The organism is Vibrio sp. 05-20-BW147 (assembly GCF_013369385.1).
In the GTDB taxonomy this organism is placed as follows: Bacteria; Pseudomonadota; Gammaproteobacteria; order Enterobacterales; family Vibrionaceae; genus Vibrio; species Vibrio floridensis.
This window is the reverse complement of record NZ_SZTO01000019.1, coordinates 67,652-93,628: the sequence shown is the minus strand read 5'-3', so window position 1 is coordinate 93,628 and position 25,977 is coordinate 67,652. Positions and strand designations below refer to the sequence as shown.

Sequence of the window (25,977 nt, the reverse complement as noted above, 5' to 3'; positions counted from 1 at the left end):
CTGTTGAAAACATCGCGTTGTTTAGACGTTTTGTCATGAATATGCTCAAGCAATGCGACTGTGGTGCTCCGAGCCAAAAAGTGAAGATGAAGAAAGCGGGTTGGAACGATGATTATAGGGCAAGAGTCTTCTTGGGGTTATAAATCCACCAAAGTATGCTCCCGCCCTGTGGAGTGAATAGTGCAACCAAACAGTTTTTTGGACAGAGAAAATAAAAATAAAATTATTTTTCGATTTACCTGATGTTCATTACAGACCACTAAGTCATTCAATTTTCGATAGTTATTTCTCAATGCTTGCTTTTGAATATGCGAAGTGATGGTTTCATCCTTCAAATAGGATTACGAGTTGTGAGTTTTTGTTCCTAATATTCGCTTCGAAGCAAACGAGATGCTTTTAAAATTAAATGATCCAACAAATATGAGTGACAGATTATTCGTTAGATTATTTTGTTTTTCTATTTTTAATAAGAGTAAATTGTCATGGAAATTATTTCTAACCTTTTTGACATGGCACCATTTGTTGCTCTCTTTATTACGCTCTCTCTCGGTTATATGGTAGGTAAAATTACCATTGGTCGATTTGTTCTTGGCGGTGTTGCCGGAACATTATTAATGGGTGTAATTATTGGGCAATTTGGTGTTCATATTGATCCCGGCGTAAAAAGCATTTTCTTTGCGCTCTTTATTTATGCAGTAGGGTATCAGGGTGGTGCGCAGTTCTTCAAAGCATTGAACTTTAGAACTATCAACATTCTACTTTCTGCTGTTGTGATGACGGTTTCTGGCCTGCTTTGTGTATTAGCCGCAGCTTGGATGTTCGACCTAGATAGAGGCACGGCAGCAGGCCTAGCAGCGGGTGGTTTGACTCAATCGGCAATCATAGGTACAGCGGGTGATGCGATCGCACGTCTTGGCGGTGTGACAGAAGAAGCGAAGCACTTAATGCAGACCAATGTTGCAGTGGGCTACGCAGTCACATATATCTTTGGTTCGCTTGGTCCAATTCTTATGGTGACGTGGGTGTTCCCAACATTGATGAAGTGGGATATCCGAGCAGAGGCGATTGCTCTAGAGGAGAAAAATTCGAATGGCAAGCACGAGCTAGCACCGGGTGAATTCAATGCAGTAACGGCATTGGTTACACGAGCATTTAAGGTGAGCAAAGATGGCGGACTAGCAGGTAAAACCTTAGCTCAGCTAAACAAAAAATCGTTGACTGCTTGTATTGAGTTAATTCAACGCGATGGCAAAGTGCTAGAGGCGGATAAATACACCGCACTGAAAGAAGGCGACGTCATTGTTGTCACTGGCCGTCGCCATGCGGTACATCAACTGCAAGCTGGTTTGGCAGACAACGAGGTTGTACTACCAGAAGGCTATGAAATTATTGAAGAAAACCGCCAGCTGATTGCTGACAACCGCAAACTGATTGGTAAGTCACTGCAAGAGATCAAAGAAGCATCAAATCAAGGCTCCATGCGTGGTATCTATGTGACGGATTACATTCGTGAAGGCCGTTCAATCGAAATGACACCGGACCTTGTGGTGAAGAAAAACGACGTCATTCAGCTTACGGGTACTGCAAAAGACATCAATCGCGTTGAGAAAAACATCGGTCAACGCATGGGATCTTCAACCATGACGGACTTCGTTGTCCTTGGTATGGGTATGGTGCTTGGTCTGCTTATTGGTCTTATCAGCTTTAAGATTGCCGGTATCCCCGTCACGATTGGTTCTGGTGCAGGTTGCTTGATCTCTGGATTGATTGTTGGTTGGTTACGCAGCCGTAATCCACACGTTGCTCAGTTCCCTGTGGGCGCCGCGAACTTTGTTCGAGATTTCGGTTTGGCAGCATTTGTGGGCATTGTAGGCCTTGAGGCTGGCCCTCAAGCGGTCGATACCATTAAAGAACACGGTATGTCCCTGTTGTTCCTTGGCATGGCCGTGACGATTATCCCTCAGATTATTTCGTTCTTCTTCTCATATTTTGTATTGAAGATTAAGAACCCAGTTGAAGCGCTTGGCTGCGTTACAGGTGGACGAAGTGCGAACCCAGCATTTGCTGCTTTGATGGAAAAAACAGGCAACGCAACGCCAGTATTCTCATTCACCGTGACTTATGCAGTTGCCAATGTACTACTCACCCTGTGGGGACCAATTATTGTCGGCATTATTACTTTAAATGCAGGCATGTAATTTAAATAAATTAGAAAATCTTATCGCCTAATTAACTAGGCGATAAGGGAAACATTATCAAAATTTAGTAAATAATAGACTAAGGTAAATATTATGACCACGCAAAATACAACGATTGATTTTTCAAAGTTTGCAGATTTAAGCCCATTTGAATTAAAAGACAAACTCATTGAAGTGGCAAAAACGGTTCCTGACCGCATTTTATTAGATGCAGGTCGTGGTAACCCAAATTTTTTAGCGACACTGCCACGTAAGGCATTCATTCGTTTAGGTGAATTTGCGGTGATGGAAGCAGAGCGTACCTATTCATACCTTGATGGTGGTTTTGGTGGTATTCCAGATGGAATGGGTATCGTTGAACGTTTTGATACGTTTGCGAGCAATAACAAACAAGATCAAGGTGTGCAGTTTATCGAAAAGTCGTTGAGCTACGCAAAAGATCGTCTAGGTCTACAGAAACAAGCTTTTTTGAATGAGTTGGTTAACGCATACCTAGCGTGTAACTACCCAGTGCCACCTCGAATGCTGACAAACATTGAAACTGTCGTGAAGCAGTACATCGCGGAAGAAATGTATGGCCCTATGCCAATCACAACAGATTTCGATCTGTTTGCAACGGAAGGTGGCACCGCATCAATGACTTACACGTTCCAAACGATGTTTAACAACGGGCTACTCCAAAAAGGCGATAAGGTTGCGTTGATCACGCCAATCTTTACTCCTTATTTAGAGATCCCGGAGCTTTCTGAATATGAGTTGGAGATTGTTGAGTTACGCCTTGATGAGACCACATGGCAACTACCAATGTCTGAAATCGAGAAACTGGCGGATACAGACATCAAACTGCTTTGTGTCGTTAACCCAGCGAACCCTGCATCAGTCAAATTTTCGGATGAGACGCTAGATAACTTAACGAACTTCGTCAATGAGCAACGCAGTGATTTATTCATCATTACTGATGACGTATACGGCACGTTTGCAGACGATTTTATATCACTGTTTGCGAAACTGCCATACAACACGCTGTGTGTTTACTCGTTCTCTAAATACTTCGGTGCAACAGGTTGGCGCTTGGGCTCGATTGCGATTCAGCACAACAACGTGTTTGACGACGCAATGCGCAGCCTTCCCGAAGCGCGTCAACTTGAGTTGGACGATCGTTACAAAACGCTAACTCCGGAACCACGTGAAATCAAGTTTATTGACCGTATCGTAGCAGATAGCCGCAGTGTTGCACTTAATCACACAGCAGGTTTGTCGCTTCCTCAACAAGTTCAAATGGCACTATTCGCTCTGAATTGCTTAATGGACTCAGAGCAAAACTACAAAGCAGCGTGCAAACGCATCATCCGTGAGCGATACAAAACCCTGTACAAAAACATGGGTGTAGAAATTGAAGAAAACAAAGATCGTGTGGACTACTACACACTGCTTGAGCTCGACACTTTAGGTGGGAAATTGTACGGGCCAGCCTTCGTTGATTGGTTCAAAGCGAGCGAAAAGGGCAAAGATTTCCTTTTCCGCCTTGCACATGAAACCGGCGTTATCTTACTTCCGGGCAAAGGTTTCGATGTGGTACACGCTTCTGTTCGAGTATCCCTGGCTAACCTTACTCACCACGAATACGAGCTCATTGGTCGTGCAACGCGCAAAGTGTTGGATGAGTACTTTGCCGAGTTCCAAGGCTAATTAATCTAGCTCAATAAGAATAAGCCTCGGCATTGTCGAGGCTATTCCGACCAAATAAGCACAGTGCGCGGCATTGTGTTTATTTAGTCGCCAAGCTAACTAACTTCCCAACTAAGAGTGACTTATGAAAAGTATTATTTCTATTCAATCTCATGTGGTCTATGGCCACGCTGGTAATAGCTCCGCTGTCTTCCCAATGCAAAGAATGGGGCTTGAGGTATGGCCAATTCATACGGTTCAGTTCTCTAATCACACACAATATCAACAAGGTTGGACGGGGCAAAAATTTGGTTCTGACGATATTCGTTCATTAATGCGTGGTTTAGACAACATTGAAAAGCTCAGTGAATGTGGTGCGATATTGTCCGGTTATCAAGGCAGTTCCGACCAATGCCGCGCTGTCGCCGAAGCGGTAAGTTTGGTAAAGGACCGTAACCACAGCGCACTCTATGTGTGCGATCCTGTTATGGGGGACCCAGATAAAGGCTGTATTGTAGAAGATGGTGTCAAAGAGGCTATCAGACAACACTTGTTGCCCATCGCCGATGTAATAATTCCAAACCAGTTTGAATTGAGTGAGTTGACAGGCGTCAAAATAGACTCAATTTATGATGCGGTCACCGCTTGTAAAAAAGCTTTGGATCTGGGACCGAAAATGGTGCTGGTGAAACACCTTCATGCATTAAAGGATGATGCTTTCAGTATGATTCTAGCGATGCCGAAAGCATGTTATTTGGCCCAGCGTCCAAGCATTGACTTTGATTTACAACCAGTTGGAGTCGGGGATTTGATTTCCGCCATTTTTACTGCTTGTTTGGTGAAAAATATGTCTCCAGTTGCGTCATTTCGTCACGCTCACAATGCAGTTTATGGTGTATTAGAAATCACTAAAGAATATAACGCATGGGAACTGCAGACGATCAACGCTCAATATGAATTTGTCGAGCCGACTCATGAGTTCAATATCGTGAAAATTGCTTAGCGCAACAGCTTAGGAGTTTAGTTAAACACTATAGAAACTAGCCATCATTGCATTGATGGATAGCATCCTACATCCGCGATTACGGTTATTCAATGCGCTTGACTATAGTACCCTCATACAACGAAACGGACTTCATTTTGACCCCATTAATTTCCAACTGAGTCTCTGGTCATGCACCAGAGACATTAAATGAGAATAATTATGAATCGTTTAATTTCCTCTGGTGTGACTGTTGCGCTCTCGCTATTGGTAGCGGCGTGCAGTTCACCCCATACGCTGGATGTGCGCGTTTCTCAGACCAACTATAAAGATGTTGAAATCGCAAATTCAACACCGAAAGAACCACTTCGAATGTGGGCCAATGAGGCGCCCGATTTTCTCTATTCGGCGCATAACAAAACCACACCGATAAAAGTGACGGGTGACCAACTCAATATTTTGGCGTTGTCAGGTGGCGGCGTAAATGGTGCATACGGTGCAGGTGTTTTGATGGGCTTACAAGAGAAAGGTGAACTGAAAGATTACGCCATCATCACGGGGATCAGTGCGGGAGCCTTGATTGCCCCGTTTGTTTTCACTGGTGGCGAAGCGATGCCAAAGATGAAAGAGGTGATGCTTAACATCAACGATAAAAACGTTCTGGGTAAAAAAAACTTCTTAAACACGCTGTTTAAGGACGCCTTTACAGATGGTAAAACCCTTTATGATTTCATTGCAGACGCGTACCCAGAGCCATTCATTGAAGCGATGGCACAGCAACATCGTAATGGAAAGCGTCTTTTTATCGGCAGTACCCATTTTGATTCCGGTGAACTGGTGATTTGGAACATTGGCGCTATTGCAAACAGTGACTTGGCGAACAAATCTGAATTGATATACAAAGTGCTTGCAGCGAGTGCATCCATTCCTGGAGTCTTCCCACCGCAATTTATCGAGGTTGAGCATGAAGGAGAAACATTAGAAGAGTTACATGTAGATGGTGGTCTCGCGGCTCAAGTGTTCTTTAATCCGTCTAACTTTAACTACCACCAAATATCGGATGCATTGGGGTTAGAAAAAGCGCCGCAGTTAGATGTGATTCGTAATGGTGTACTGAAGGCTCCTTATCGACCACTAAAAGACAAAGGTTTTGACCTTGTATCGAAAAGCGTCGAAAGCCTTACGTTAGCTCAAACTCGGGGTGATCTGTATCGCATGAAATACATTAGTGAAAACAATGATATTGAGATGCAGTTTACCTATATCGACCAAGATTTCGGATACGCAAAAGTGACGAAAGATATGTTCGACCCCCACTACTTGCTGACGATCTACGAATATGGATTCAAAAAAGCCACTCAGGGACACCTTTGGGTGACTGAACTCCCTTAACACAGGAAAACAATACAATGAAAAAAGCCGTTATAACACTAATGATGCTTACTGCTTCCGCTACTGCATTTGCACAAGGTGGCGTCCATGTTGATCAGCAAAAAGTGGATAGTGACATGCAGCAACTTTCTGCAATCAAAGAAGAAGGAGCTGCCTTTATCATGATTGATGAGGATTCGAGTTACGTTGCGATCGAGTACGTCGGCAAATGGGAAGAGATCAACAATTATGTGTCACATAAAGAAGCCAAGCAACGCAAACTGGAAAAAGTGAATAAGCGGTTTGTGTATTCGCAAACGGGTGAAACGCTGGCATCACTAGAGCAGAAGATCGTTGACCACATTCAAGCAGATCAACCTAAATATTTCAGTGTGGATGTCTACCGAGATTACCATGGTGCCTCTGGTGAATTTAACTATTTGGCTCGTGTTGTTGAGTACAACTAAAATGGAGAAAACCTACTAACTTTAGTAGGTTTTTTATGTCGATGAGAAGGAATTCAAACGCAGTTTGTTACCGTTACCAATTAGCAATGCTATTATGTTTTAATTAAATAACTCTAAAATGTAAGCACAACCTATGAACTTTAGTTTTGAACAACTTCTCGCGTTCGTGACCGTTTATGAACAGCTCTCGTTTAGTAAAGCAGCGATCAAACTCAATAAGCACCGAACTACGATAGGGCAGGTGATTACCAACCTTGAAGACCAACTGGCGGTCAACTTGTTTGAACGAGTGGGGCGTTCGGTAGAGCCAACAGAAGATGGTCACCTTCTTTATCACTATGCTAAATTAACCATCGAGCAAGCGCGTACTTTCGATAAATTGGCGCTAAGCCTCTCTTATGGTGGATTAGAAAGCGTCAACATCGCTTATTCTAGTGTGATTCCTCATCGCGCTTTGGTTGAAATCCGCCAGCAACTACTTCGCGATTTTCCGTTAATGCGCGTGAACTTTCTTGTTAGGAATAAACAGGACATCAAAAGAGGCATAGATAGTGGCGAGTTCCATTTTGGTATCGTCAATGTGCATGACCGTCAGGCGATGTATAGCTTTGATGCTACCTTCCTTGGGCATTTCGAATTTTTCCCTTTTGTTCAAAAAGGTGGAGAGCTATCTAGGTTGGAGAAAAGTGCAGTCCTGGTGGCTCTGAAAAACAGCAAGCAATTTGTATTGCGATCTTTTATTGAAGAAGGCATGGCAGAGAAAATCATTTACAGCTCAGATAACGAAGCCGTCGATCAACTTGCTCTAGTGATAAAGATGGTAGAAGCTGGTCTGGGTTGGGCACTACTTCCTAAAACATTAGCACACACTGAGTTTGCCAATCACGCCATTGAGCCAGTTGAAGCCGATGAGATGCTAGAGGGCTTCAAGTTTGGCTTCGCGCTTTGGTGTCCACATTCCAAACAAATTGTTGATATTAAAAAGTCGTTAATCACCGTGATAAACAATTATCGCGAGCGATTTGAAGATGTTTTCCGTCGTTAACTCACAGACCCATCCAATTTCTAACAAGGCTCAATTAGAGCCTTGTTTTCGTTTCAGTTAACTTTAAGTTCGAGTTTTGATGGATTACACCCTCTATACAGGAGTGTAGGTTATCTCTTTTGGGGCTTAATCTAGTTTCGCTCTATGGGGAAGCCCAGAGCAAAAAAGAGTTTTTATCATGTAACCGCTGCACGGAAGCAGATTTTTCAGCTGGGTTCAGTTCCCCGGCTTTTTTATCTGAGGGTCAACTTTATGAATCGCCGATACCGCGGGGCGCTTATTTCTCTTTCAGGATTGCTATCATGCTCGTCACTTGCCTCTTTCTACGATCCGGTTGATGGACAATTCGATATGGGGCATCACATTGCAGAGAATGCTCATGGTTTTTTACCAGTACCTATCCTAATTACCGAGCCTGCTATTGGGTATGGCGGCGGTATCGCTGGTTTGTTTTTGCATGAAACGCAAGAAGAGAAACACAAAAGAAAACAAGCGGCGTTATCAGCAATAGATGGCGGAGCACAGCTCGTACCGAGTGCAATGACTGTCGCAGGCGCATTAGGTACTGAAAATGGTACTTGGTTTGCGTTTGGTGGACACCGACGCTCTTGGCTTAATGACTCCATTCGCTATGTAGGCGGTGGTGGTGTTGGGGTGGCTAACTTGGATTTGTATAAACACATCTCCTTTGGGCCGATTGATAAGGAAATCAAATTTGGAACCAAAACAACGGTCGCAGTGCTGGCTCAAAAAGTGCAATTTCGCCTTGCCGATACACCATTGATGCTTGGTGTAAAACAAATGTTGGCGAAGTCTAAAGTGGAATCGGATAGCAAGCTGATAGATAAGGTCATGCAACTTACCCTTGGAAGTGAAGCTGTAACGTCTGGGTTAGGTGTGCTCGCTGAATACGATACTCGAGATAATCTCTTTTACCCTAGCAAAGGGTATAAAGTGACTGCTGACTATATGATTTATGATGATGCTTTAGGCAGTGATTATAATTATCGTACTTTTAACCTTGATGCAGAAGCCTACATCCCGATTGCGGAAAAATGGACGTTAGGTTTGGCTGGCAACTACCAAAATTTTGAGCAGAAAGATTCTATGGTGTCACCGACTGCAAAGCCGTATGTCGCACTGCGGGGTGTTTCTTCATACCGTTACCAAGGTGATGAAATCGAAACCTTGCAAGCTCAACTAACTTACAGCATTAACCATCGTTGGAAAGTGAGTGGTTTTTATGGTGCGGGTCAAGCGACCCAACGGAGTGGCGATGAACAAGACAGCCGAGTTAATGCTGGTGGCGTAGGTTTTCGTTATCAAATTGCTCGTCGATATGGCCTACACATAGGTATGGACTATGCGATGAGTGATGAAGAAAATGCTATTTATTTCAATGTAGGCAGCGGCTTTTGAATAGCCACCAAGCCAGTCAGTCTATATAAAAGGTGTCTATTCACTAACCATTCCGATACTAATGGTTTGCTGCTAAGCCCTGAGGGATCTCCTCATTAATTCCCCCAGAGCATAGCTGCCTTTTTCCAGTTTTATACAAGCTCATCAAACTGTTGCCATACATTATAGAAAAATCAACATCCTTAATGTCGAGCTATATGGGATTTTTATTAATTAACCTGAGATCGGCTTAAGCTATCAAACCCGATTTTCAGTGGTTGCGATGTTAAGTGATGGCTTTTCTGGTTTTAGGTAGTACGCGATTTTAGTTGCTCACAATCCTTCTTGCTCGAAAGCTCTGATCACGAAACCAGCTTTTGGTTCTATTCTATTGTTAACCCGAGTTCAGGTTAATTACGTTGAACAGGGATGTATTGCATAAGTTTTCGCAGTTTTATGCCTGCACCTGGTTACAAAAAAGTAACTAAAATCGTTACAACTAAGCTGTTAGAGCATGCTCCTTGAACTCACCCGTCACTCAACTCCACATAATCATCTGCTTAACCCTTACTCACCGCTGTGTGCCTTTTGCTCTTAAGCCAATGTTTCCAGCGGATGGGCATCATAGGCACAATAATCAGTAGAATGCCTAAAACGGTGTAACTGTCTGGCACTTCATCAAACCAAATCACCCCAAAGAAGGTGACAAACGCCAAGCCAGAATATTCCGCCAGAGCGATCTGGCTTGCCGGGGCTTGCTGAAATGCCTTCACCACCAAAGCGTGGTAGGTGAGCACAAACAGATTGATCGCCACAATCCATAAAATATGCTCGAAGCGAATTGCGCTCCATTGCCAGTAGGCGAGGGCAAACGCAAAGGGCAGCGTCATTAAAGTGGTCCAAAAAAGTGTGGAAATCAGCGACTGATCGGCAGGCACTTTGCGGATCAGAATATTGCCTACCCCCATGGATAACGCGCTGCCCAGCGCGACGATGGCAGCCCAGTGAAACTGCTCGGGGCGCAGCACAATCAGCACACCAACAAAGCCCAATAACGTTGCAACCATTTTCCCTACGGCAGGGCGCTCCCCCAAAAAGACAAAGGCCAGTGGCAATACCAACAGAGGGCCAACGTAGAACATGGCATTGGCGGTCGCCAGTGGCAAATGGGTGATCGCTATCATGGCGCACGCGCTGCCGAGCAAGATCAGCTGCGCGCGCCAAAAGGTGATCCAGTCGCAGCCCTTTTTCCACTGCGATTTTTCCATGCTAAGCCAGAAAGGCAACAGCAGCACAAGGCTAATAGACTGGCGAATAAACACATATTGAAATGTGGGCACTTCACCATTCAAGATTTTGAGTGACACATCAGAAAGTGAGGCAAGCAAATTGGCCGCCACCAGTAAAAAGATGGCGCGAGAAACGGTTGGGTTGTTCATGATACGAAGTGCTAATGGCTCGTCTACTGCCAGCGTTGGCGAGTGTGTGAATAAGGTTAGTGGCGCGATGCTATCAGAGAGCAGCAGAACTCGAACCTGCCAAAACCGCAGAGTTGGATCTTGCTCACGATTAATTGAACCGTCGTTTTAAAAATATTGTTTCTGAGTTTTGTTGCTGCAATAATAGCAGCAATTACGTTAAGGAGACATCCTATGAATCACATCAATCGCGTTGCCATCATTGGTGAATGCATGGTTGAACTGAAAAAGGTCAACGGCGCGCTACAACAAGGTTTTGGTGGGGATACGCTCAACACCGCAGTTTACCTTTCCCGTTTGACCCAGCAATCCGGTGTTTCAACCTCTTATGTTACGGGATTAGGACAGGATCCATTTAGCCGAGAAATGCTTGCCGCTTGGCAAGACGAAGGCATCAACACGGATATGGTGTACCTTTCTCAAGACAAATTGCCAGGCATTTATGCCATCGAAACGGCAGACAATGGCGAGCGTAGCTTCTTCTATTGGCGCAACGATTCGGCGGCGAAATACTGGCTGCGTGACCGTGCCATCCTGACGCTGGCGAAAGAACTGTGTCAGCATCAAATGATTTACCTCAGCGGTATTAGCTTGGCGATATTGTCGCAAGATTGCCGAGAAGCGCTGATCAAATTGCTTGCGCTTTGCCGCAGTGATGGGGTGAAAATCGCGTTTGATAACAACTTCCGACCTGCGCTGTGGAACAACGTGGCGGAAGCACAAGCGTTCTACCAGCAAATTCTGCAAGTCACCGATATGGCGTTTCTCACCTTTGATGATGAGATGCTGTTGTGGGGCGATACCCATGAAGATCAAGCAATTGAGCGCACCAAGGGGTTTGGCGTGAGCGAAATCGTCATCAAACGTGGTGGGGATGCGTGTTTTGTCGTTACAGAAGCGGGCCGTCATGCGGTTGCTCCACTCAAAATTGACCATGTTATCGACACCACAGCCGCAGGAGATTCATTCAGTGCTGGCTATCTTGCAAAGCGTATTCTGGGTGGTGATTGTCAGCAAGCTGCTTTTGCTGGTCACACTGTTGCAGGTCATGTTATTCAACATCGTGGCGCGATTATTCCTCGCGAAGCGATGCCAACTATTTAAGGATTCAAACAAATGAAAGATTTAAATCAACAGCTTGCTGAAATCAAAGTGGTTCCGGTTATCGCCATCAAAGATGCCAACAAAGCGGCAAAATTGGCGCAAGTGCTGATTGAAAATGGCCTGCCTTGTGCCGAAGTGACGTTCCGCACTGCAGATGCGGCGTTGGCAATCAAAAACATGCGCGAAGCGTACCCAGAAATGCTGATTGGTGCGGGTACGGTACTGACGTCTGCACAAGTGGATGAAGCGATTGACGCAGGTGTGGATTTTATCGTCAGCCCAGGTTTCAACCCAACCACAGTGAAATATTGCCAACAGCGCAACGTGACCATTGTTCCGGGAGTGAACAACCCAAGTTTGGTTGAGCAAGCGATGGAAATGGGCCTGCGTACCTTGAAATTCTTCCCTGCCGAGCCATCGGGTGGCGTAAACATGCTGAAAGCGCTAACGGCGGTTTACCCAGTGAAGTTTATGCCGACGGGCGGCGTTAGCCCAAGCAACGTCAAAGATTATCTTGCTATCCCTGCTGTGTTGGCGTGTGGTGGCACTTGGATGGTTCCGGGTGACTTGATCGACAACGAGCAATGGGACGATCTAGCGAAGCTAGTACGCGAAGTTGCGGGCATTATCGCTTAATTCCCCCCTGATTTGGCTCCCTTCACTGTCTTCATAAATCGAAGATATTTGGCTCTTCTTTGCCACGCCTGCACTGGTTGCAGGCGTTTTTTTTAGGGGGCAATTCGCAGCATATTGGTCATGCATGTCACCCATAAAATCAAAGAGCTGAAGAGATAAAAAGCGCTGAGTGGTTCAGCGCTTTTAGAGTCTGTTTGGCTGGTTTTGCTATTTGTCGAACTGATGTTCTACCTGTTCCTCACTGTTGAACTGGATTTGATGGAAACCGCTCCAGCTCTTTGATACATCGGTACCGTAAGTATTTACGCGGGCATATCGAGCTTGGGAAGGGGAAAAACGGTAACGCTCTTTTGCTTTTGTCGCGCCGCTGGTTGAGGCTGAAAATACTTTTTGCCACTGCATACCGTCTCGTGAGATTTCCAAATCAAAATGCTGTTTACGCTCGTCGCCTTTGAATATGGTTAGGTCAATGTGTTGGAGCGTGGTGATCTGTTCAAATTCAAACATCAACCAAGAATCGCCCTTGTTTGCCCAACGTGTTTTGTTGGAGCCGTCGAGTACGTGTTCCGGTTTATGTTGTTTATCAAACCCGTTGCTAGAAATAGAGCTAACGGGTTCTTTGGGCATCACCAGTGGTGAGAGAAGTAGGGTGGTAAGAAGAACGAATTTTTGCATTGTTTTGTTTCCGTTATCGAGTTTGTTTGTAGATTTCATTGGTGTCGTAAGCGTTCTCTTTGCCAGCAAACTCGCCGTGGATGTAGCCACTGCCCGAAAGGTATGGGGCGACTTGCCCTGTTTTGCCTTTGAGTGTGGCATCGAGGGTGAGCAGAGCGAGAGGTTCAATCGCATCAATTGAGGCATTGAGGTAACGCGGATTGGCGAGGAAGTAACCGCGCACAAAACGTTTTTCCACCAGTTTGTCTGCCGCTGCGCGGGCAAACTCAAGGTATTCTGGTTGCTGCGTAATCTGGTAGAGCTCAATGGCGGAAAATAAGGTCATAGGTGATACGTTGCTTAATTGCATGTTGAGTGTGGGTTTGGCCTTGGTATCATTGCCGAGTGAGCCCCAACCGTAATGGTGCGTCATGTTGACGGCCAGTTGCCACAATTCAGGATCGGCCTGTAGGCGATACGCGCGCAAAATGGGTAGCAGATATTCTTCGGTCTTGGGTTTGTGTGCGTTGAATACTCGGCCTTTTGGCCCGTAATAGCCATCTCGAGCCAGTGGGATTCCCTCGATACTGGTGCCGTCACTGAAGATGGGTTTGATGGTGCCATTTTCTGGGTTGTAGGCGAGGCGATAAAAGTTGAGCAATGCGTCCACAACTTGCTCTCGAATGGCGGCATCGTTCCTTTGCTCGGCCAAATGCAGTTCAATCAGCGCATTATTAAACACAATGGATTTGTCGTTCGACTTAAATAACACATTCCCTTCGCGTGCGATGTCGCCCAGCTCTGGGCCAAATTGTCGGGCTGCACGATCACCGTATTTTGAATTGGTGTCTTTGTCGGATTGTGGTGGCCAGTCGCGTTTTTTGGGGGAAGTGAACTGATAAACCGGTGCGCCCGTTTTAGGGTGCTTGGCCAGTTTGTACTGTGTCATCAGATATTGGCCCCAAGCGGCTGAGCCTCGCGCATTTGCTGGTGGTGCCAGCCAATCTAGCTGGTAAGCGGCATAGATCAAATCTGATCCCGCATTGATAAATGTGAGCCCTTTGGTTTCAGGCATGATTGGCAGCTTGCTTTGATCCACCAAGGACGCCGGGATTGGTCGATGGAAAACCTTGTCATCGTAGTTTTTGCTGTAACTGCCGTGTCGACCCATATCAAGACTTTGCCAATCTTCAACATGCGCTTGCCAAAACGCTTTGATGTAACGTTCCGTCGCGTGAGGATCCACTTGATAAAGGAAAGGGTAATAAGGGTAGTGGTTTTTCAGCTCATGGACACTGTTTTTGTTCTGCGGTCCTTCGAGTTCAAGGGTGTCGAGATTCACAAAGCGATGCCCACCCCAATAAAACAACCCATTATCGGCGATGAAGTTGTCCATGAAGTAGCGTGTGATACGGACAGCTTCAAGTTGATAGCGTTGATCTTCCGTCACCACCGACATGGCGGTTAACGTGCGCAGAAAGTTTTGCTGATTGGCAAAATTGGAAATGGTGGCCGTGCGACCGTCTGGGTAAATCCATTCTACGGGCTTACGTGTAGTGGTGTTAATGCCATCAGCAAGTAAAGGAGTGGTTTTAATTTGGCTCCTCCCTTCTTGCAAAACATTATCAATGTAGGTTTTAACGGCTTGAACGCGCATTGCATCTTGCTCTGTGTAATCGGCAGCTGCCCAGGAGGCAAAAGGAATACACAAGGTCAGTAGCACTTTATAGTTCATTATTATGCTCCTTGGTTATAGGGGTTTCTGGCAAGTAGCATAAAAAGAAAAACATTTCCGATTAACTGTTTTTATTAAATTGAAACGATGTTTTTAATTGCGATCACAATTTGGCCAATTTCTTTGTTTTGAACAATTTTTCATCGTTATGAATGGCATTTAACCATTCACACAAGTCACGTTTTTCTGCGACCGTCGCACCATCAAAAGCGCACTAAAGGCGATGACTAAACCACCAGTGGTGAAAAATGGCCATTGAGCATCGGCTTCTAAGAAAAATCCAATCACAATTAATCCTAAACCGGCAAGGCCAGTAATTAAGCCAACATAAATGCCTTGAAGGTGATTAACTGGGGCCTGCTCTTCTTCGCGTATTGGTGTGGCGAGCTGTTCTGCAAGGGCTGCTCTTTGCTGCTGAATGTGTTGAGGCTCTTGGCTGAAAAAAACGTGAGTGAGGAGGAAAAATCCACCGGTGAACACAATGTGGGCGATGAGTGTGGCCACCACAGTGAGTTCTTTCACTTCGCGCTCGCTGAGTGGCAGTGAGGTAAACCAACGAAGATCAAACAAGAAAAACATCGTCAGTGAAACCAAGCAGCCCACCAGTACCGTCGTCCATCCAGACCAGTTTGGTGTTTTGAGTGTCACGAGTGCCAACAGTGAAGGAATGTTGAGAGGCATTTGAATAAAGGCAGCAAACAAAATCATCATCTCGAACAAGCTATAGGATTCAACTGAGGCGAGCAGCAGGGCCGCCAAAGTCGCGACGACGCCAGACATTAAGGTGGCGATTTTACCCACAATCAGTTGTTCTCTGCCTGACGCATCGGGCTTGATCCAAACTTGATAAAGACTGCGTACAACGATCCCCGCATTGCGGTTGTGAGCCGAAGTGAGGGGCGAGATGGTGGCAGCAACTAAGGCCACCATCACCAAACCGAGTACCCCTTGCGGCATAACGTGTTGGATGAAATACAAATAAGCACCGTTGTTGGCGCTGTGACCGAGTGCTGGGTAGATCGCGTGTAGATCAACGCCCAGTGAAGCGACGAACCACGCTGGCGCAAACCAAAGCAGTGGAGCAAACAGGAACAACCCGCCCGCGAGTAACGCGGCTTTTGTGGCATCGTTATCGTTCGCGGTGGTCAAAAATCGATAACTGCTGAGGGTGTGATTGTTGCTCATGGTTTGTTGAAGCAGCATGGCCAATGCCCAAGCAACAAAGATGGCAGTGTGGGGCACGCCTTCGCCATAGATAGGTTGAAAGGCGTGCCACACGGCAGTGGGTTCAGGAAGGGCTTGAAACGCGCTGAACCCAATCACAAAGGTAATCGCAATCAGTAGGATCAACTGCATCACGTTGGTGACCGATACCGTCCATGCCCCACCACTGATGGCAATCAGAGTCACGACGATCCCCATGGTTAAAATGGTCGTTGTGACGGGAATGGCAAACAGTGCAGAGAAAAAAGCCGCGAGACCATTCATCCAGATCGCGCAGGCAATGAGGGTGATGGGAAAACTCAGCCCAGTGAACACTTGTTCTGAAACGCCGCCAAAGCGAATTCGAATCACCTCCATGGCGGTTTCCACGCGCAAACGGCGATATCGCTTAGCAAAAAAAGCAGCGGCGACAAGAAAACCGAGCGCGTTACCCCAGAAAATAAACATCACGCTGATGCCATCCTCAAAGGCTTTGGCGGCAGCGCCAGTAAAGGTCCAGGCCGAAAATTGTGTCATAAACGCGGTGGCGCCCGCCATCCACCACATCATGGTGCCACCACCTTGAATGAAGTCGCTGGAGGAGTTTGAAAAGCGGCGAAATAGCCAAGCGGCGAAACCTATAAAGGCAAGGTAAAAGGTGATGATCAAATTATCTAGTAGGGCCATGCATCTTGCTCACGTTAAAATTAAAACAGCGTTTCAATGATCACAATTTCACCACGAAACACTTCCCAAATTCTGTTCTGTATATATATTAAAACGAAATTTAATATAAAACAAAACGGTGTTTTAAAATGAAAATTAGATACCTTACCTCTGCACTACTCCTGACGTTAACGTCAACCGCTGCCAGCGCTGCTTCTATCAATATTCGTCATGAGTTCCAACCGGACCATGGTGATAAAGCGGGGGCAAAACACGCTGACCGTATCGCGGTGAGCCATCGTTTTAAGAACGGTGTGGGTTTTGAAGTGGAAGCTAAATGGCGTTCAAACAACGAAACGGGTGAGCACAATCAAGACCCATTCAGCGAGTTTGCTGGCAACGGCCAACAAGCCAATATCAGCTATCTCTACCGCATCAACGAATCGTTTACGCTCACACCGCAATACAAGTGGGAATCTAACGATACCAAGATGGGGAACCAGTTCAACTTAACCTTGGGTTACAAAGTGAATGACGATTGGTCGACCTCATTCCGTCATCGTTACCACTATGAAACGCGTCCAAATGTGGACAAAAGCGCTCATTACAACCGCTGGACATTCGGTGCGAGCTACCGCGGCATCGAAAACTGGGGATTGGGCGCAACGGTGGATTACACCTGGAAGCAAGAGGGTGAGGTGGTTTACAAAGACGACAATGCGGGTGTGAGTGAAGTGAACTTTACGTTTGAATACCAAGGCTTTGACAGTGGTTGGCGTCCATTTGGCGAGATTGGTGCAACCCCATCGAAGAAAGATACTAACGAAGTCGATAGCTATCGTCCGCGTTTCCGCGTTGGCATGAAATACAACTTCTAAGCAGAGGAACATGGTATGAAAAAGCACACTTTAGCCCTTTGCTTGGCCGCCATTCTTGCACCAGCGAGCTACGCAACAGAGATCAATGTCGCTGACTTAACTTGGAAAGCGATCACTTTTGGTCAGTCAACCGATATGAATTTTGGTTCAACCATCCTGCCTGAGAAAGTCGGCGTTAACCAGGTGACAGTAAACGGCCAGCCTATCGAAGAGGGCAAACTGCTTTCTCAGTTTACGATTGAAAGCCGTGGCGGCAAGTTGGCCAACTCCCATGAAGGACTGACATTCTATTACACCGAACTCCCTACCGATGTTAATTTCACTTTGAGCGCGGATGTGGTTTTAGAGCAGTTAGGGCCAGAAACGGGCGCGACGCCAAACCGCCAAGAAGGCGCAGGTTTGATGGTGCGTGATATTTTGGGGGCTGAACGTTTGGTCCCACAACCAGAAGGGCATGAGGAATTTCCATCGGCATCGAACATGGTGATGAACTTGTTGCGTTCGCACAGCCGTACCAACGATGGCATGACCAACTTTAACGCCTCGTTCCGTGAAGGGGTTTATCAACCTTGGGGAACGGCGGGTAACCGACTAAGCCGTGTCGATTATGCAGAAGGGGTACCTTATGGTACGGCTGAAACTTTCCGCATGACTCTGACACGCACTAATGATGGCTTCAAAGTCAGCTATCGCCAAGGTGACAAAGAGCAGACGCAAGATGTGAAAGGCGCCAATGCCAACATTGTTGAGATGCAAAATCCAGAAAGTCAGTACATCGGCTTCTTTGCATCGCGTAACGCCAAAATGAGCGTCAGCAATGTGGATCTCCAACTTTCGCCAGCGGACACCATGGATGCGCCGAAATACCAAGCTAAGCAAGAACCTTTGGTTTTTCAATTAGCCTCTTCGGAGCTTTCCGCGACTCAGCGTTACCCTGTTCAATCAAGAGCCAACTACACCGGCAGCATCGAGCTTAAGCACAATGGCAAGGTTGTCGCGAAGCAGCAGGTCAACGCGGGGGATCTCTTCTCTCATACCATTGAGTTAGCGAGCAACAGCAACCAACTTGAGTTGGCGTTTACCGCGCTGGAAGGCCCAACCTTAGAGAAGCAACTTCATCGTTACGAGGTAAAACGGGTCAGCTTGCCAAATCCGTTGCAACTGCATGTCTCGCCAAGCGGTACGGCCTCTGGTAACGGTAGCACTGAGAAGCCACTCGATTTTCTCACCGCGGTTAACTTACTGCCCGCTGGTGGCACCATCATTCTTCAAGATGGCGATTATCAAGGCATCACGCTGCCCATCACGGCAAGTGGCACCGCTGAGCTGCCAAAACAGTTGAAAGCGGCAGGTAACAAGGTGCGTTTTGTGTCGGAATATCAGCACAACGCCAACTATTGGCACTACGAAAACATTGAAGTCGCCGGTGCTCAGTTTTTTGTGCACGGCAGCCATAACCGTTTTGAAAAAATGGTGACACACAGCGCGCCGGATACGGGGTTTGTCATCACCTCGCCTGAGAAGATTGGCCGTGCGCTGTGGGCAAGCTACAACACGGTGATTGATAGCGAAAGCTTCAACAATATGGATAAATCACAGATCAACGCCGATGGCTTTGCGGCCAAAATGCGTATCGGTGATGGCAATACCTTCATCCGTTGCCTTTCTCACCACAACATCGACGATGGCTGGGATCTGTTTAATAAAGTGGAAGACGGCGCGAACGGCGCGGTGACCATCATCGATTCCATTGCCTTTAATAACGGTCGCACGCTAGAAGTGGCGAACAAGGGCGGCACCATCGGTAACGGTTTCAAACTCGGTGGTGAAGGCATTCCTGTTTCGCACGTGGTGAAAAACAGCCTATCGTTCAACAACAACATGGATGGTTTCACCGACAACTTCAACCCAGGCTCGCTGGTGCTGAGTAACAACGTGGCGATCGACAACAAACGGTTCAACTATTTGTTCCGCCAAAGCCCTTATGAGGGCGATATCGAGCAGGGCACCTTCACTGAAAACCGTTCGTACCGTTTCCAAGTGAGCAGCCAGTATGACGATGTGATCCACAGCGCTCATGCCTCGGACAACCAGTTCATTGTCGATGGTCGTACGCTGGGCAGCGATGGCAAAGCGATTGATCTTAAGTCACTGCAACCGCTAAAGCAGGCGTCGATCATCGATGAACAGCAAACGGTACCGGGCCTCAAGGAAGCGTTAGCGCTCAAACAGCTGGTTCAACAGTAATGCTCTTGCAAGGCTCGAGAGAGCCTTGCCTTTTCGAATGACAACGGTCTCAGATTTACCTTTTCACACTTGCTGCTGACACTCTTTCGGTGTTTTTTCGCTCTACTCGGCGTGGTTCGATTTTTGGTCAATACTCAAAGTAATCGGCAATCGTTTTGTAAGTGATCGCAATCACAAACTAGTGAATAAATTCAAAAATGAACCGTTGTTTTGATTTTAATCGCAATACGTTTTGTATTTTGATCTTAAAATTCACTTAAATTAAAACATCGTTTCGAGGTCCTATTATGGAATACGATTACTTAGTAATTGCAGGCTACTTTGCTCTGATGGTAGCAATCAGTCTGCTGTTTAAAAAAATGGCAAGTAACAGTACCAGTGATTACTTCCGCGGGGGCGGCAAAATGTTGTGGTGGATGGTAGGTGCCACAGCGTTTATGACACAATTTTCAGCTTGGACATTTACCGGTGCTGCGGGTAAAGCGTTCAACGACGGTTTCGCTGTCTTGGCTGTGTTTATCGGTAACATGGTGGCGTACATTTTTGCTTACTTTTACTTCGCTCGCCGCTTCCGTCAAATGCGCGTGGATACACCAACAGAAGGGGTTAAACGCCGTTTTGGTAATACCAACGAGCAGTTTTTCACTTGGGTGATCATCCCACTGAGCGTCATCAACGCTGGTGTGTGGCTAAACGGTCTGGGCGTGTTTGCTTCTGCCGTATTTAACGCCGACATCGTGACCACCATTTGGGTGACGGGTATTGCCGTATTGGTGATCTCGCTACTGAGTGGTGCATGGGGCGTTGTGGCATCGGACTTCATTCAAACACTGGTGGTGGCGGTGATCTCCATCGCGTGTGCGGCGGTTGCCCTGTATGTGGTCGGTGGTCCGGGTGAAATCGTGGAGAACTTCCCAGGTGGCTTCATCCTGGGCCCTGATATGAACTACCCACTGCTTCTTGTGTGTACGTTTATCTTCTTCATCGTTAAGCAGCTACAAAGCATCAACAACATGCAGGAGTCTTACCGTTTCCTAAACGCAAAAGACTCTAAGAACGCAAGCAAAGCGGCCGTCATGGCGCTGGTTATGATGGTGTTCGGTGCCATTATTTGGTTCATCCCACCATGGGCATCTGCGATTCTTTACCCAGATGCGGCCACGCAATACTCGTCTCTTGGCGCGAAAGCGAGCGATGCGGTTTACCTTGTATTTGCACGCGAAACCATGCCTCTTGGTACCGTTGGTCTGCTGATGGCGGGTCTGTTTGCTGCGACCATGTCTTCAATGGATTCTGCTCTAAACCGTAACTCAGGCATCTTTGTTCGCAGTTTCTACTCAAACATCGTACGTAAAGGCAAAGCCGACGATAAAGAATTGCTACGCGCGGGTCAGATTGCCTGTCTGGTTAACGGTATCTTGGTTATCTTGATGGCTCAGTTCTTCAACTCACTGAAGCACCTAAGCCTGTTTGACCTCATGATGCAAGTTGCGACATTGCTGCAATCACCAATTCTAGTGCCACTGTTCCTCGGTATCGTGATTCGCAGAACGCCAAACTGGGCACCTTGGGCAACGGTTGTTTTCGGTATGCTGGTTTCTTGGTCTGTGGTGAAAATCTTCACTCCAGAATACGTGATGAGCTGGTTTGGCGTGGAAGAAATCACCCGTCGTGAAGCGGGCGAGTTGCGCACCATGATCACCATTGCGGCTCACCTATTCTTCACCGCTGGCTTCTTCTGTCTGACCACCTTGTTCTACAACGAAGCGAAAGACACCAACAAAGCGGCAACGGAAGAGTTCTTCAAAGACGTTGATACAGAATGTGTGGCGGAAGAAGGTCAAGACATCGTAGACCGTATGCAACGTGCAAAATTGGGTACGCTCGTGACTTACATGGCTGGTGGTTTAACGCTGATGGTGTTGATTCCAAACCCACTTTGGGGCCGTCTACTCTTCTTAGCGTGTGCCGCTGCTATCTTTGCTGTGGGCTATGGCTTGAAGAAGAGCGCTAAAGTCGATGAGCGCTCAACCAAGCTAGCAACCAGCAGTTCACAATAATTATTCAATAAAAATTTGATTTACGCTGCCAGCCAACACTGGCAGCGGTTTAGCGGAGATATGTTATGGCTAAAGGCAAAATTATCACTCTTAACTTCGAAACCTTCGTAGACAGTGATACGCAGGTGAAAGTAACCCGTTTAACACCAACGGATGTTATCTGTCACCGCAATTACTTTTACCAGAAGTGCTTTACTCAGGATGGACAAAAGCTTCTTTTTGCAGGTGATTTTGATGGAAATCGCAACTATTACCTGCTGGATCTCAATACTCAGCAAGCAGTCCAACTGACAGAAGGTAAAGGGGATAATACCTTTGGTGGTTTCATTTCTAGCGATGATAAATCGTTCTTCTACGTGAAAAATGAACTGAACCTAATGAAAGTGGATCTCGAAACCCTTGAAGAGAGTGTCATTTATACCGTAGACGAAGAGTGGAAAGGGTATGGCACTTGGGTGGCGAACTCAGAGTGCACCAAATTGGTGGGCATTGAAATTCTTAAACGTGATTGGCAACCACTTACGTCGTGGGAGAAATTCGCCGAGTTTTATCATACCAACCCAACGTGCCGTTTGATCAAAGTGGATATAGAAAGCGGTGAATTGGAGGTGATCCACCAAGAGAACGCGTGGCTTGGTCACCCTATTTACCGTCCATTTGACGATAGCACTGTGGGTTTTTGTCACGAAGGTCCGCACGATTTAGTCGATGCGCGCATGTGGCTGGTGAACGAAGATGGCTCGAACCTTCGCAAGATCAAATCGCATGCGCCGGGCGAATCGTGCACGCATGAATTCTGGATCCCTGATGGCAGCGCAATGGCGTATGTCTCTTACTTCAAGGGGCAAACAGAGCGTGTGATCTACAAAGCCAACCCAGACACATTAGAGAATGAAGAAGTGATGGTGATGCCACCTTGCTCGCACCTGATGAGTAACTTCGATGGTTCTCTGATGGTGGGCGATGGTTGCGATGCACCAGTCGATGTCGCCGATGCTAGTGGCTACAGCATCGAGAACGACCCGTTCCTATATGTGCTCAACACCAACAAGAAAACCTACGCGAAGCTAGCAAAACACAGCTCGTCTTGGAAAGTGCTGGATGGTGACCGTCAAATTACCCATCCACACCCTTCATTCACGCCTAACGATGAAGGGGTGCTTTTCACCAGTGACTTCGAAGGGGTTCCCGCGATTTACATTGCTGACGTCCCTGCTGAACTTAAGCACTAATCACACAACGTCAATGGCAATAAAAACAAAGCCGGATGAAGCGATTCATCCGGCTTTTTCTACGCCCCTAGCGGCGAATTTGTGACCTCGGCAAAGTTTTAGGGCGTAGGGGGTGAGAAGGATGTGTTTGTTATTCCGTCGTTTTATTCTGAGCGTGATAAAAACGATCAAACGTCTACCCTTTTAAGCATCTGTTGCGATTTGAGAGGGGAAGGCGTGAACAACGGACTGAACGATGAAACTGAACGCGATAACCTTAACTCTGCTCCTCAGCTCGACAGCGGCGATTGCCGAGCCGAATTTAACCATTTCAACCACCACCAACAGCCGAGATTTTCCGCTCAGTGCCGAGCAGCCATTAGTGGTGCCGCTGGTCAAAGACAGTTATCAACTGAAAATCACCGGGCTGGAAGGCGATTGCCAAGCGCCCGATGCACAGGTGATTAAGTTCAATCAACCCATTGCGTTGAATTGTGGCAAAGTGACCGAACTTCCGCTAAAAATCCGCTTTACGGGTGACTACAGCTTTGAACTGGACGCGAACGCCAATACGATGACATTCAAACGTGAGCCGAAAAAGGCCGCTAAAACTGAATTTAAACGCCCATTGCCACAGGTGACTTGTGAAGTTTACCAAGGCGGTGAAGTGACGATTGAACTGGGCGACAGCTTCAAAGACGGCACCTCACTGCGTGACGCCTACAGTGGCCAAGTGGTGAGCGTGAAAAAAGGCAAAGTGAGTTTAACGCCATCAACGCAATCTGGCGGTTTGGTGCTGCTGGAACCGGTTAAACAAAACAAAAAAGCGCGCCCTTTCGATTACCGCAACGCCAATATTTACTTCGTGATGGTGGATCGTTTTAACAATGGCGACACCAGCAATGACCAAAGCTATGGTCGCCAGAAGGACGGTAAAGAGGAAATTGGCACCTTCCACGGGGGCGATCTTAAAGGGGTGATTGAAAAGCTCGACTACATTCAACGTCTCGGCACTGATGCGATTTGGTTGTCGCCGATTGTGGAACAAGTGCACGGTTTCGTTGGTGGTGGCGACAGCGGTTCTTTCCCATTTTATGCCTATCACGGCTATTGGACGCGTGATTTTACCAAGATCGATGAGAACTTTGGTCGCGATGAAGATTTGAAAACACTGGTGGGAGAGGCGCATAAACGCGGCATCAAAGTCCTGCTCGATGCAGTGATCAACCATTCCGGGTATTCAACGCTGGCGGATCTGCAATTTGATGGCATGCAAGTGACGACAAAAGAAGCGAACTTGCCAGAAAAATGGGCCAACTGGCAGCCAAAATCGGGTGAAAACTGGCATAGCTACCACTCTGCGATCGACTATCAAAGCCAAAACTGGTCACAGTGGTGGGGGGCAGATTGGGTGCGCACTGGGCTTCCGGGTTACCAAAAACCGGGCAGCAGCGACATGACTTTGTCTCTCGCTGGGTTGCCTGATTTTCGCACCGAGTCGACCCAAGCGGTGACGCCACCACAGTGGCTGCTAGAGAACCCCGGTACGCGCGTGGTGGCGCGTGACAACTACACCGTCAGCGACTATTTGATTGAGTGGCAAACCGATTGGGTGAAACGCTTTGGTATTGATGGCTATCGGGTAGATACGGTCAAACACGTTGAAGGCGAAGTGTGGAAGCGCCTGAAACAAGAAGCGACGAAAAGCCTCGATGCGTGGCGCAAAGCCAATGGCCAATCGGGTGCGCCATTTTGGATGATGGGGGAAGTGTGGGGCCATTCAGCCTACCGCAGCCCTTATTTTGACGACGGTTTTGATGCGCTGATCAACTTTGATATGCAGAAGAAACTCGATAAAGGCGCAGCTTGTTTTAGCCAAATGGCCGATACCTATCGCGATTACGCCAACACCATCGCGCAGCAGAGTGATTTTAACCCAGTGAGCTACATGTCCTCGCACGATACTGAGCTGTTCTTTAGCCGATTTAAAGACTATGCCGTGCAGCGCAACGCCGCGAACGCATTGCTGCTCAGCCCTGGTGCGGTGCAGATTTACTATGGCGATGAAGTAGGGCGCAATATTGGCCCATACGCGGATGATTTCCATCAAGGCACTCGCTCGGACATGGTGTGGCAGTTGAGTGCAGAGCAGCAAACATTGCTCAGTCATTGGCAGAAACTGGGCCAGTTCCGCCGTGCGCATCCCGCGGTTGGTGCTGGTGTGCATCAGGAGATTGAACAAACTGGCGCGTACGTTTTCTCCCGCACCTTAGGGGATGACAAAGTGGTTGTGGCGTTTGTTGGTCACGCCGCGCAATAGCGACGAAAAGTACGTTGTCCTCAATGTTCGCCACCCAGAGTGGTGGCGAACATAACGCTAGGCATGCTGGTTGAGCAACACAGAGTTAGAGGCGTGAGTGTCGAATCACTGTTTTAGCCCATCACAAACGCGCATCAGTTTCTCTTTCACTTGCCCTGCTAGCCCTTCGATACCGGGCTGCTCCACCATGCTAAGCACCGCAGACGGATCCATAAACGCCACCGTCACGCTGTCATCTTCTTCCACCCGCACCACCACATTGCACGGCAGCAATAAGCCAATGTCTGGCTCGGCGGTGATCGCTTGATTGGCCAAGTGAGGGTTGCAAGCGCCGAGAATCACATAAGGTTTTCTATCCACATCGATCTTTTTCTTTAAGGTCGCTTTGACGTCAATTTCGGTCAAAATACCAAAGCCTTCTTTGGCGAGCTCTTGCGTTACTTTTTCGATCGCTTGTTCATAGCTGCCAGCAAACTGAGTGCTAAATCCGTACATGTTTATCTCCTTGATGGATAAATTCCGTTTGAGTATAGGAGAGAAAGACGGCGTTTGAGCAATGGCAAAGGGGGGCGTTTACACGGTGAAAGTTCGATGATCGCCGCAAATCTCTTTTATCTCGCGAAAGAAAAGCGACGTTTGCCGCAAAAGAGCCATAA

General features: G+C 47.1%; 19 protein-coding genes and 1 pseudogene. 15 read left to right on the top strand and 5 right to left on the bottom strand.

What is annotated here, in order from left to right:
• From FC652_RS16660 to FC652_RS16625, 8 genes and pseudogenes are all read left to right on the top strand, one after another.
• Positions 1–143, top strand: a pseudogene (locus FC652_RS16660) (ISAs1 family transposase); the annotation flags it as partial.
• 339 nt (positions 144–482) lie between these two features.
• A complete protein-coding gene (aspT, locus tag FC652_RS16655; RefSeq protein ID WP_017421517.1) occupies positions 483–2,198 on the top strand; it encodes an aspartate-alanine antiporter in 1,716 nt (571 codons plus the stop codon).
• A 93-nt stretch (positions 2,199–2,291) separates the two neighbouring features.
• The gene (locus FC652_RS16650; protein WP_017421518.1) at positions 2,292–3,887 is read left to right on the top strand and encodes a bifunctional aspartate transaminase/aspartate 4-decarboxylase; all 1,596 of its coding nucleotides are present in this window, start codon (positions 2,292–2,294) and stop codon (positions 3,885–3,887) included.
• 124 nt (positions 3,888–4,011) lie between these two features.
• Positions 4,012–4,869 (top strand): pyridoxal kinase PdxY, encoded by an 858-nt coding sequence (gene pdxY, locus FC652_RS16645; protein ID WP_039448065.1) that lies wholly within the window; start codon positions 4,012–4,014, stop codon positions 4,867–4,869.
• A 201-nt stretch (positions 4,870–5,070) separates the two neighbouring features.
• Positions 5,071–6,240: a patatin-like phospholipase family protein gene (locus FC652_RS16640; protein ID WP_017421520.1), complete on the top strand. Its 1,170-nt coding sequence runs from the start codon at positions 5,071–5,073 to the stop codon at positions 6,238–6,240.
• A gap of 17 nt (positions 6,241–6,257) precedes the next feature.
• Positions 6,258–6,686: a hypothetical protein gene (locus FC652_RS16635; protein ID WP_017421521.1), complete on the top strand. Its 429-nt coding sequence runs from the start codon at positions 6,258–6,260 to the stop codon at positions 6,684–6,686.
• A gap of 133 nt (positions 6,687–6,819) precedes the next feature.
• Complete coding sequence (locus FC652_RS16630; RefSeq protein WP_038963361.1) at positions 6,820–7,731, top strand: LysR family transcriptional regulator; 912 nt, start codon at positions 6,820–6,822, stop codon at positions 7,729–7,731.
• 252 nt (positions 7,732–7,983) lie between these two features.
• On the top strand, positions 7,984–9,150 hold the full coding sequence (locus FC652_RS16625) for a BamA/TamA family outer membrane protein (RefSeq protein ID WP_176299472.1): 1,167 nt from the start codon (positions 7,984–7,986) through the stop codon (positions 9,148–9,150).
• 539 nt (positions 9,151–9,689) lie between these two features.
• Here the strand turns inward: FC652_RS16625 and FC652_RS16620 are convergent.
• Positions 9,690–10,568 carry a DMT family transporter gene (locus FC652_RS16620; protein WP_176299471.1) on the bottom strand — a complete coding sequence of 293 codons (879 nt, stop codon included), beginning with the start codon at positions 10,566–10,568 and terminating at the stop codon, positions 9,690–9,692.
• A gap of 213 nt (positions 10,569–10,781) precedes the next feature.
• Between FC652_RS16620 and FC652_RS16615 the strand changes: the two genes are divergently transcribed.
• Both FC652_RS16615 and FC652_RS16610 read left to right on the top strand, forming a co-directional pair.
• Positions 10,782–11,711: a sugar kinase gene (locus FC652_RS16615; protein WP_026050651.1), complete on the top strand. Its 930-nt coding sequence runs from the start codon at positions 10,782–10,784 to the stop codon at positions 11,709–11,711.
• A gap of 12 nt (positions 11,712–11,723) precedes the next feature.
• Entirely contained in the window at positions 11,724–12,347 is a 624-nt protein-coding gene (locus FC652_RS16610) for a bifunctional 4-hydroxy-2-oxoglutarate aldolase/2-dehydro-3-deoxy-phosphogluconate aldolase (RefSeq protein ID WP_038963358.1), read from the top strand.
• 207 nt (positions 12,348–12,554) lie between these two features.
• Here FC652_RS16610 and FC652_RS16605 read toward each other — a convergent pair whose 3' ends face one another.
• The 3 genes from FC652_RS16605 to FC652_RS16595 all read right to left on the bottom strand — a co-directional run bounded on the left by FC652_RS16605 (position 12,555) and on the right by FC652_RS16595 (position 16,626).
• Entirely contained in the window at positions 12,555–13,022 is a 468-nt protein-coding gene (locus FC652_RS16605) for a discoidin domain-containing protein (RefSeq protein WP_176299470.1), read from the bottom strand.
• Positions 13,023–13,035: 13 nt separating this feature from the next.
• Positions 13,036–14,736 (bottom strand): exopolygalacturonate lyase, encoded by a 1,701-nt coding sequence (locus FC652_RS16600; protein ID WP_052687764.1) that lies wholly within the window; start codon positions 14,734–14,736, stop codon positions 13,036–13,038.
• Positions 14,737–14,895: 159 nt separating this feature from the next.
• Positions 14,896–16,626 carry a transporter gene (locus tag FC652_RS16595; protein WP_053541846.1) on the bottom strand — a complete coding sequence of 577 codons (1,731 nt, stop codon included), beginning with the start codon at positions 16,624–16,626 and terminating at the stop codon, positions 14,896–14,898.
• A gap of 128 nt (positions 16,627–16,754) precedes the next feature.
• Here FC652_RS16595 and FC652_RS16590 point away from each other — a divergent pair, with 128 nt between their 5' ends.
• The 5 genes from FC652_RS16590 to FC652_RS16570 all read left to right on the top strand — a co-directional run bounded on the left by FC652_RS16590 (position 16,755) and on the right by FC652_RS16570 (position 25,321).
• Positions 16,755–17,483, top strand: coding sequence for an oligogalacturonate-specific porin KdgM family protein (locus FC652_RS16590; RefSeq protein ID WP_017789041.1), 729 nt, complete (start codon positions 16,755–16,757; stop codon positions 17,481–17,483).
• A 15-nt stretch (positions 17,484–17,498) separates the two neighbouring features.
• A complete protein-coding gene (locus FC652_RS16585) occupies positions 17,499–19,730 on the top strand; it encodes an exopolygalacturonate lyase (protein ID WP_176299469.1) in 2,232 nt (743 codons plus the stop codon).
• A gap of 287 nt (positions 19,731–20,017) precedes the next feature.
• Positions 20,018–21,790, top strand: coding sequence for a sodium:solute symporter family protein (locus tag FC652_RS16580; protein ID WP_176299468.1), 1,773 nt, complete (start codon positions 20,018–20,020; stop codon positions 21,788–21,790).
• A gap of 65 nt (positions 21,791–21,855) precedes the next feature.
• On the top strand, positions 21,856–23,022 hold the full coding sequence (locus tag FC652_RS16575) for an oligogalacturonate lyase family protein (protein ID WP_072615713.1): 1,167 nt from the start codon (positions 21,856–21,858) through the stop codon (positions 23,020–23,022).
• 235 nt (positions 23,023–23,257) lie between these two features.
• Positions 23,258–25,321, top strand: coding sequence for an alpha-amylase (locus FC652_RS16570; protein WP_176299467.1), 2,064 nt, complete (start codon positions 23,258–23,260; stop codon positions 25,319–25,321).
• A 105-nt stretch (positions 25,322–25,426) separates the two neighbouring features.
• Here the strand turns inward: FC652_RS16570 and FC652_RS16565 are convergent, their stop codons facing one another.
• Positions 25,427–25,816 carry a DUF302 domain-containing protein gene (locus FC652_RS16565; RefSeq protein ID WP_176299466.1) on the bottom strand — a complete coding sequence of 130 codons (390 nt, stop codon included), beginning with the start codon at positions 25,814–25,816 and terminating at the stop codon, positions 25,427–25,429.
• Between the last annotated feature and the right edge of the window lie 161 nt (positions 25,817–25,977).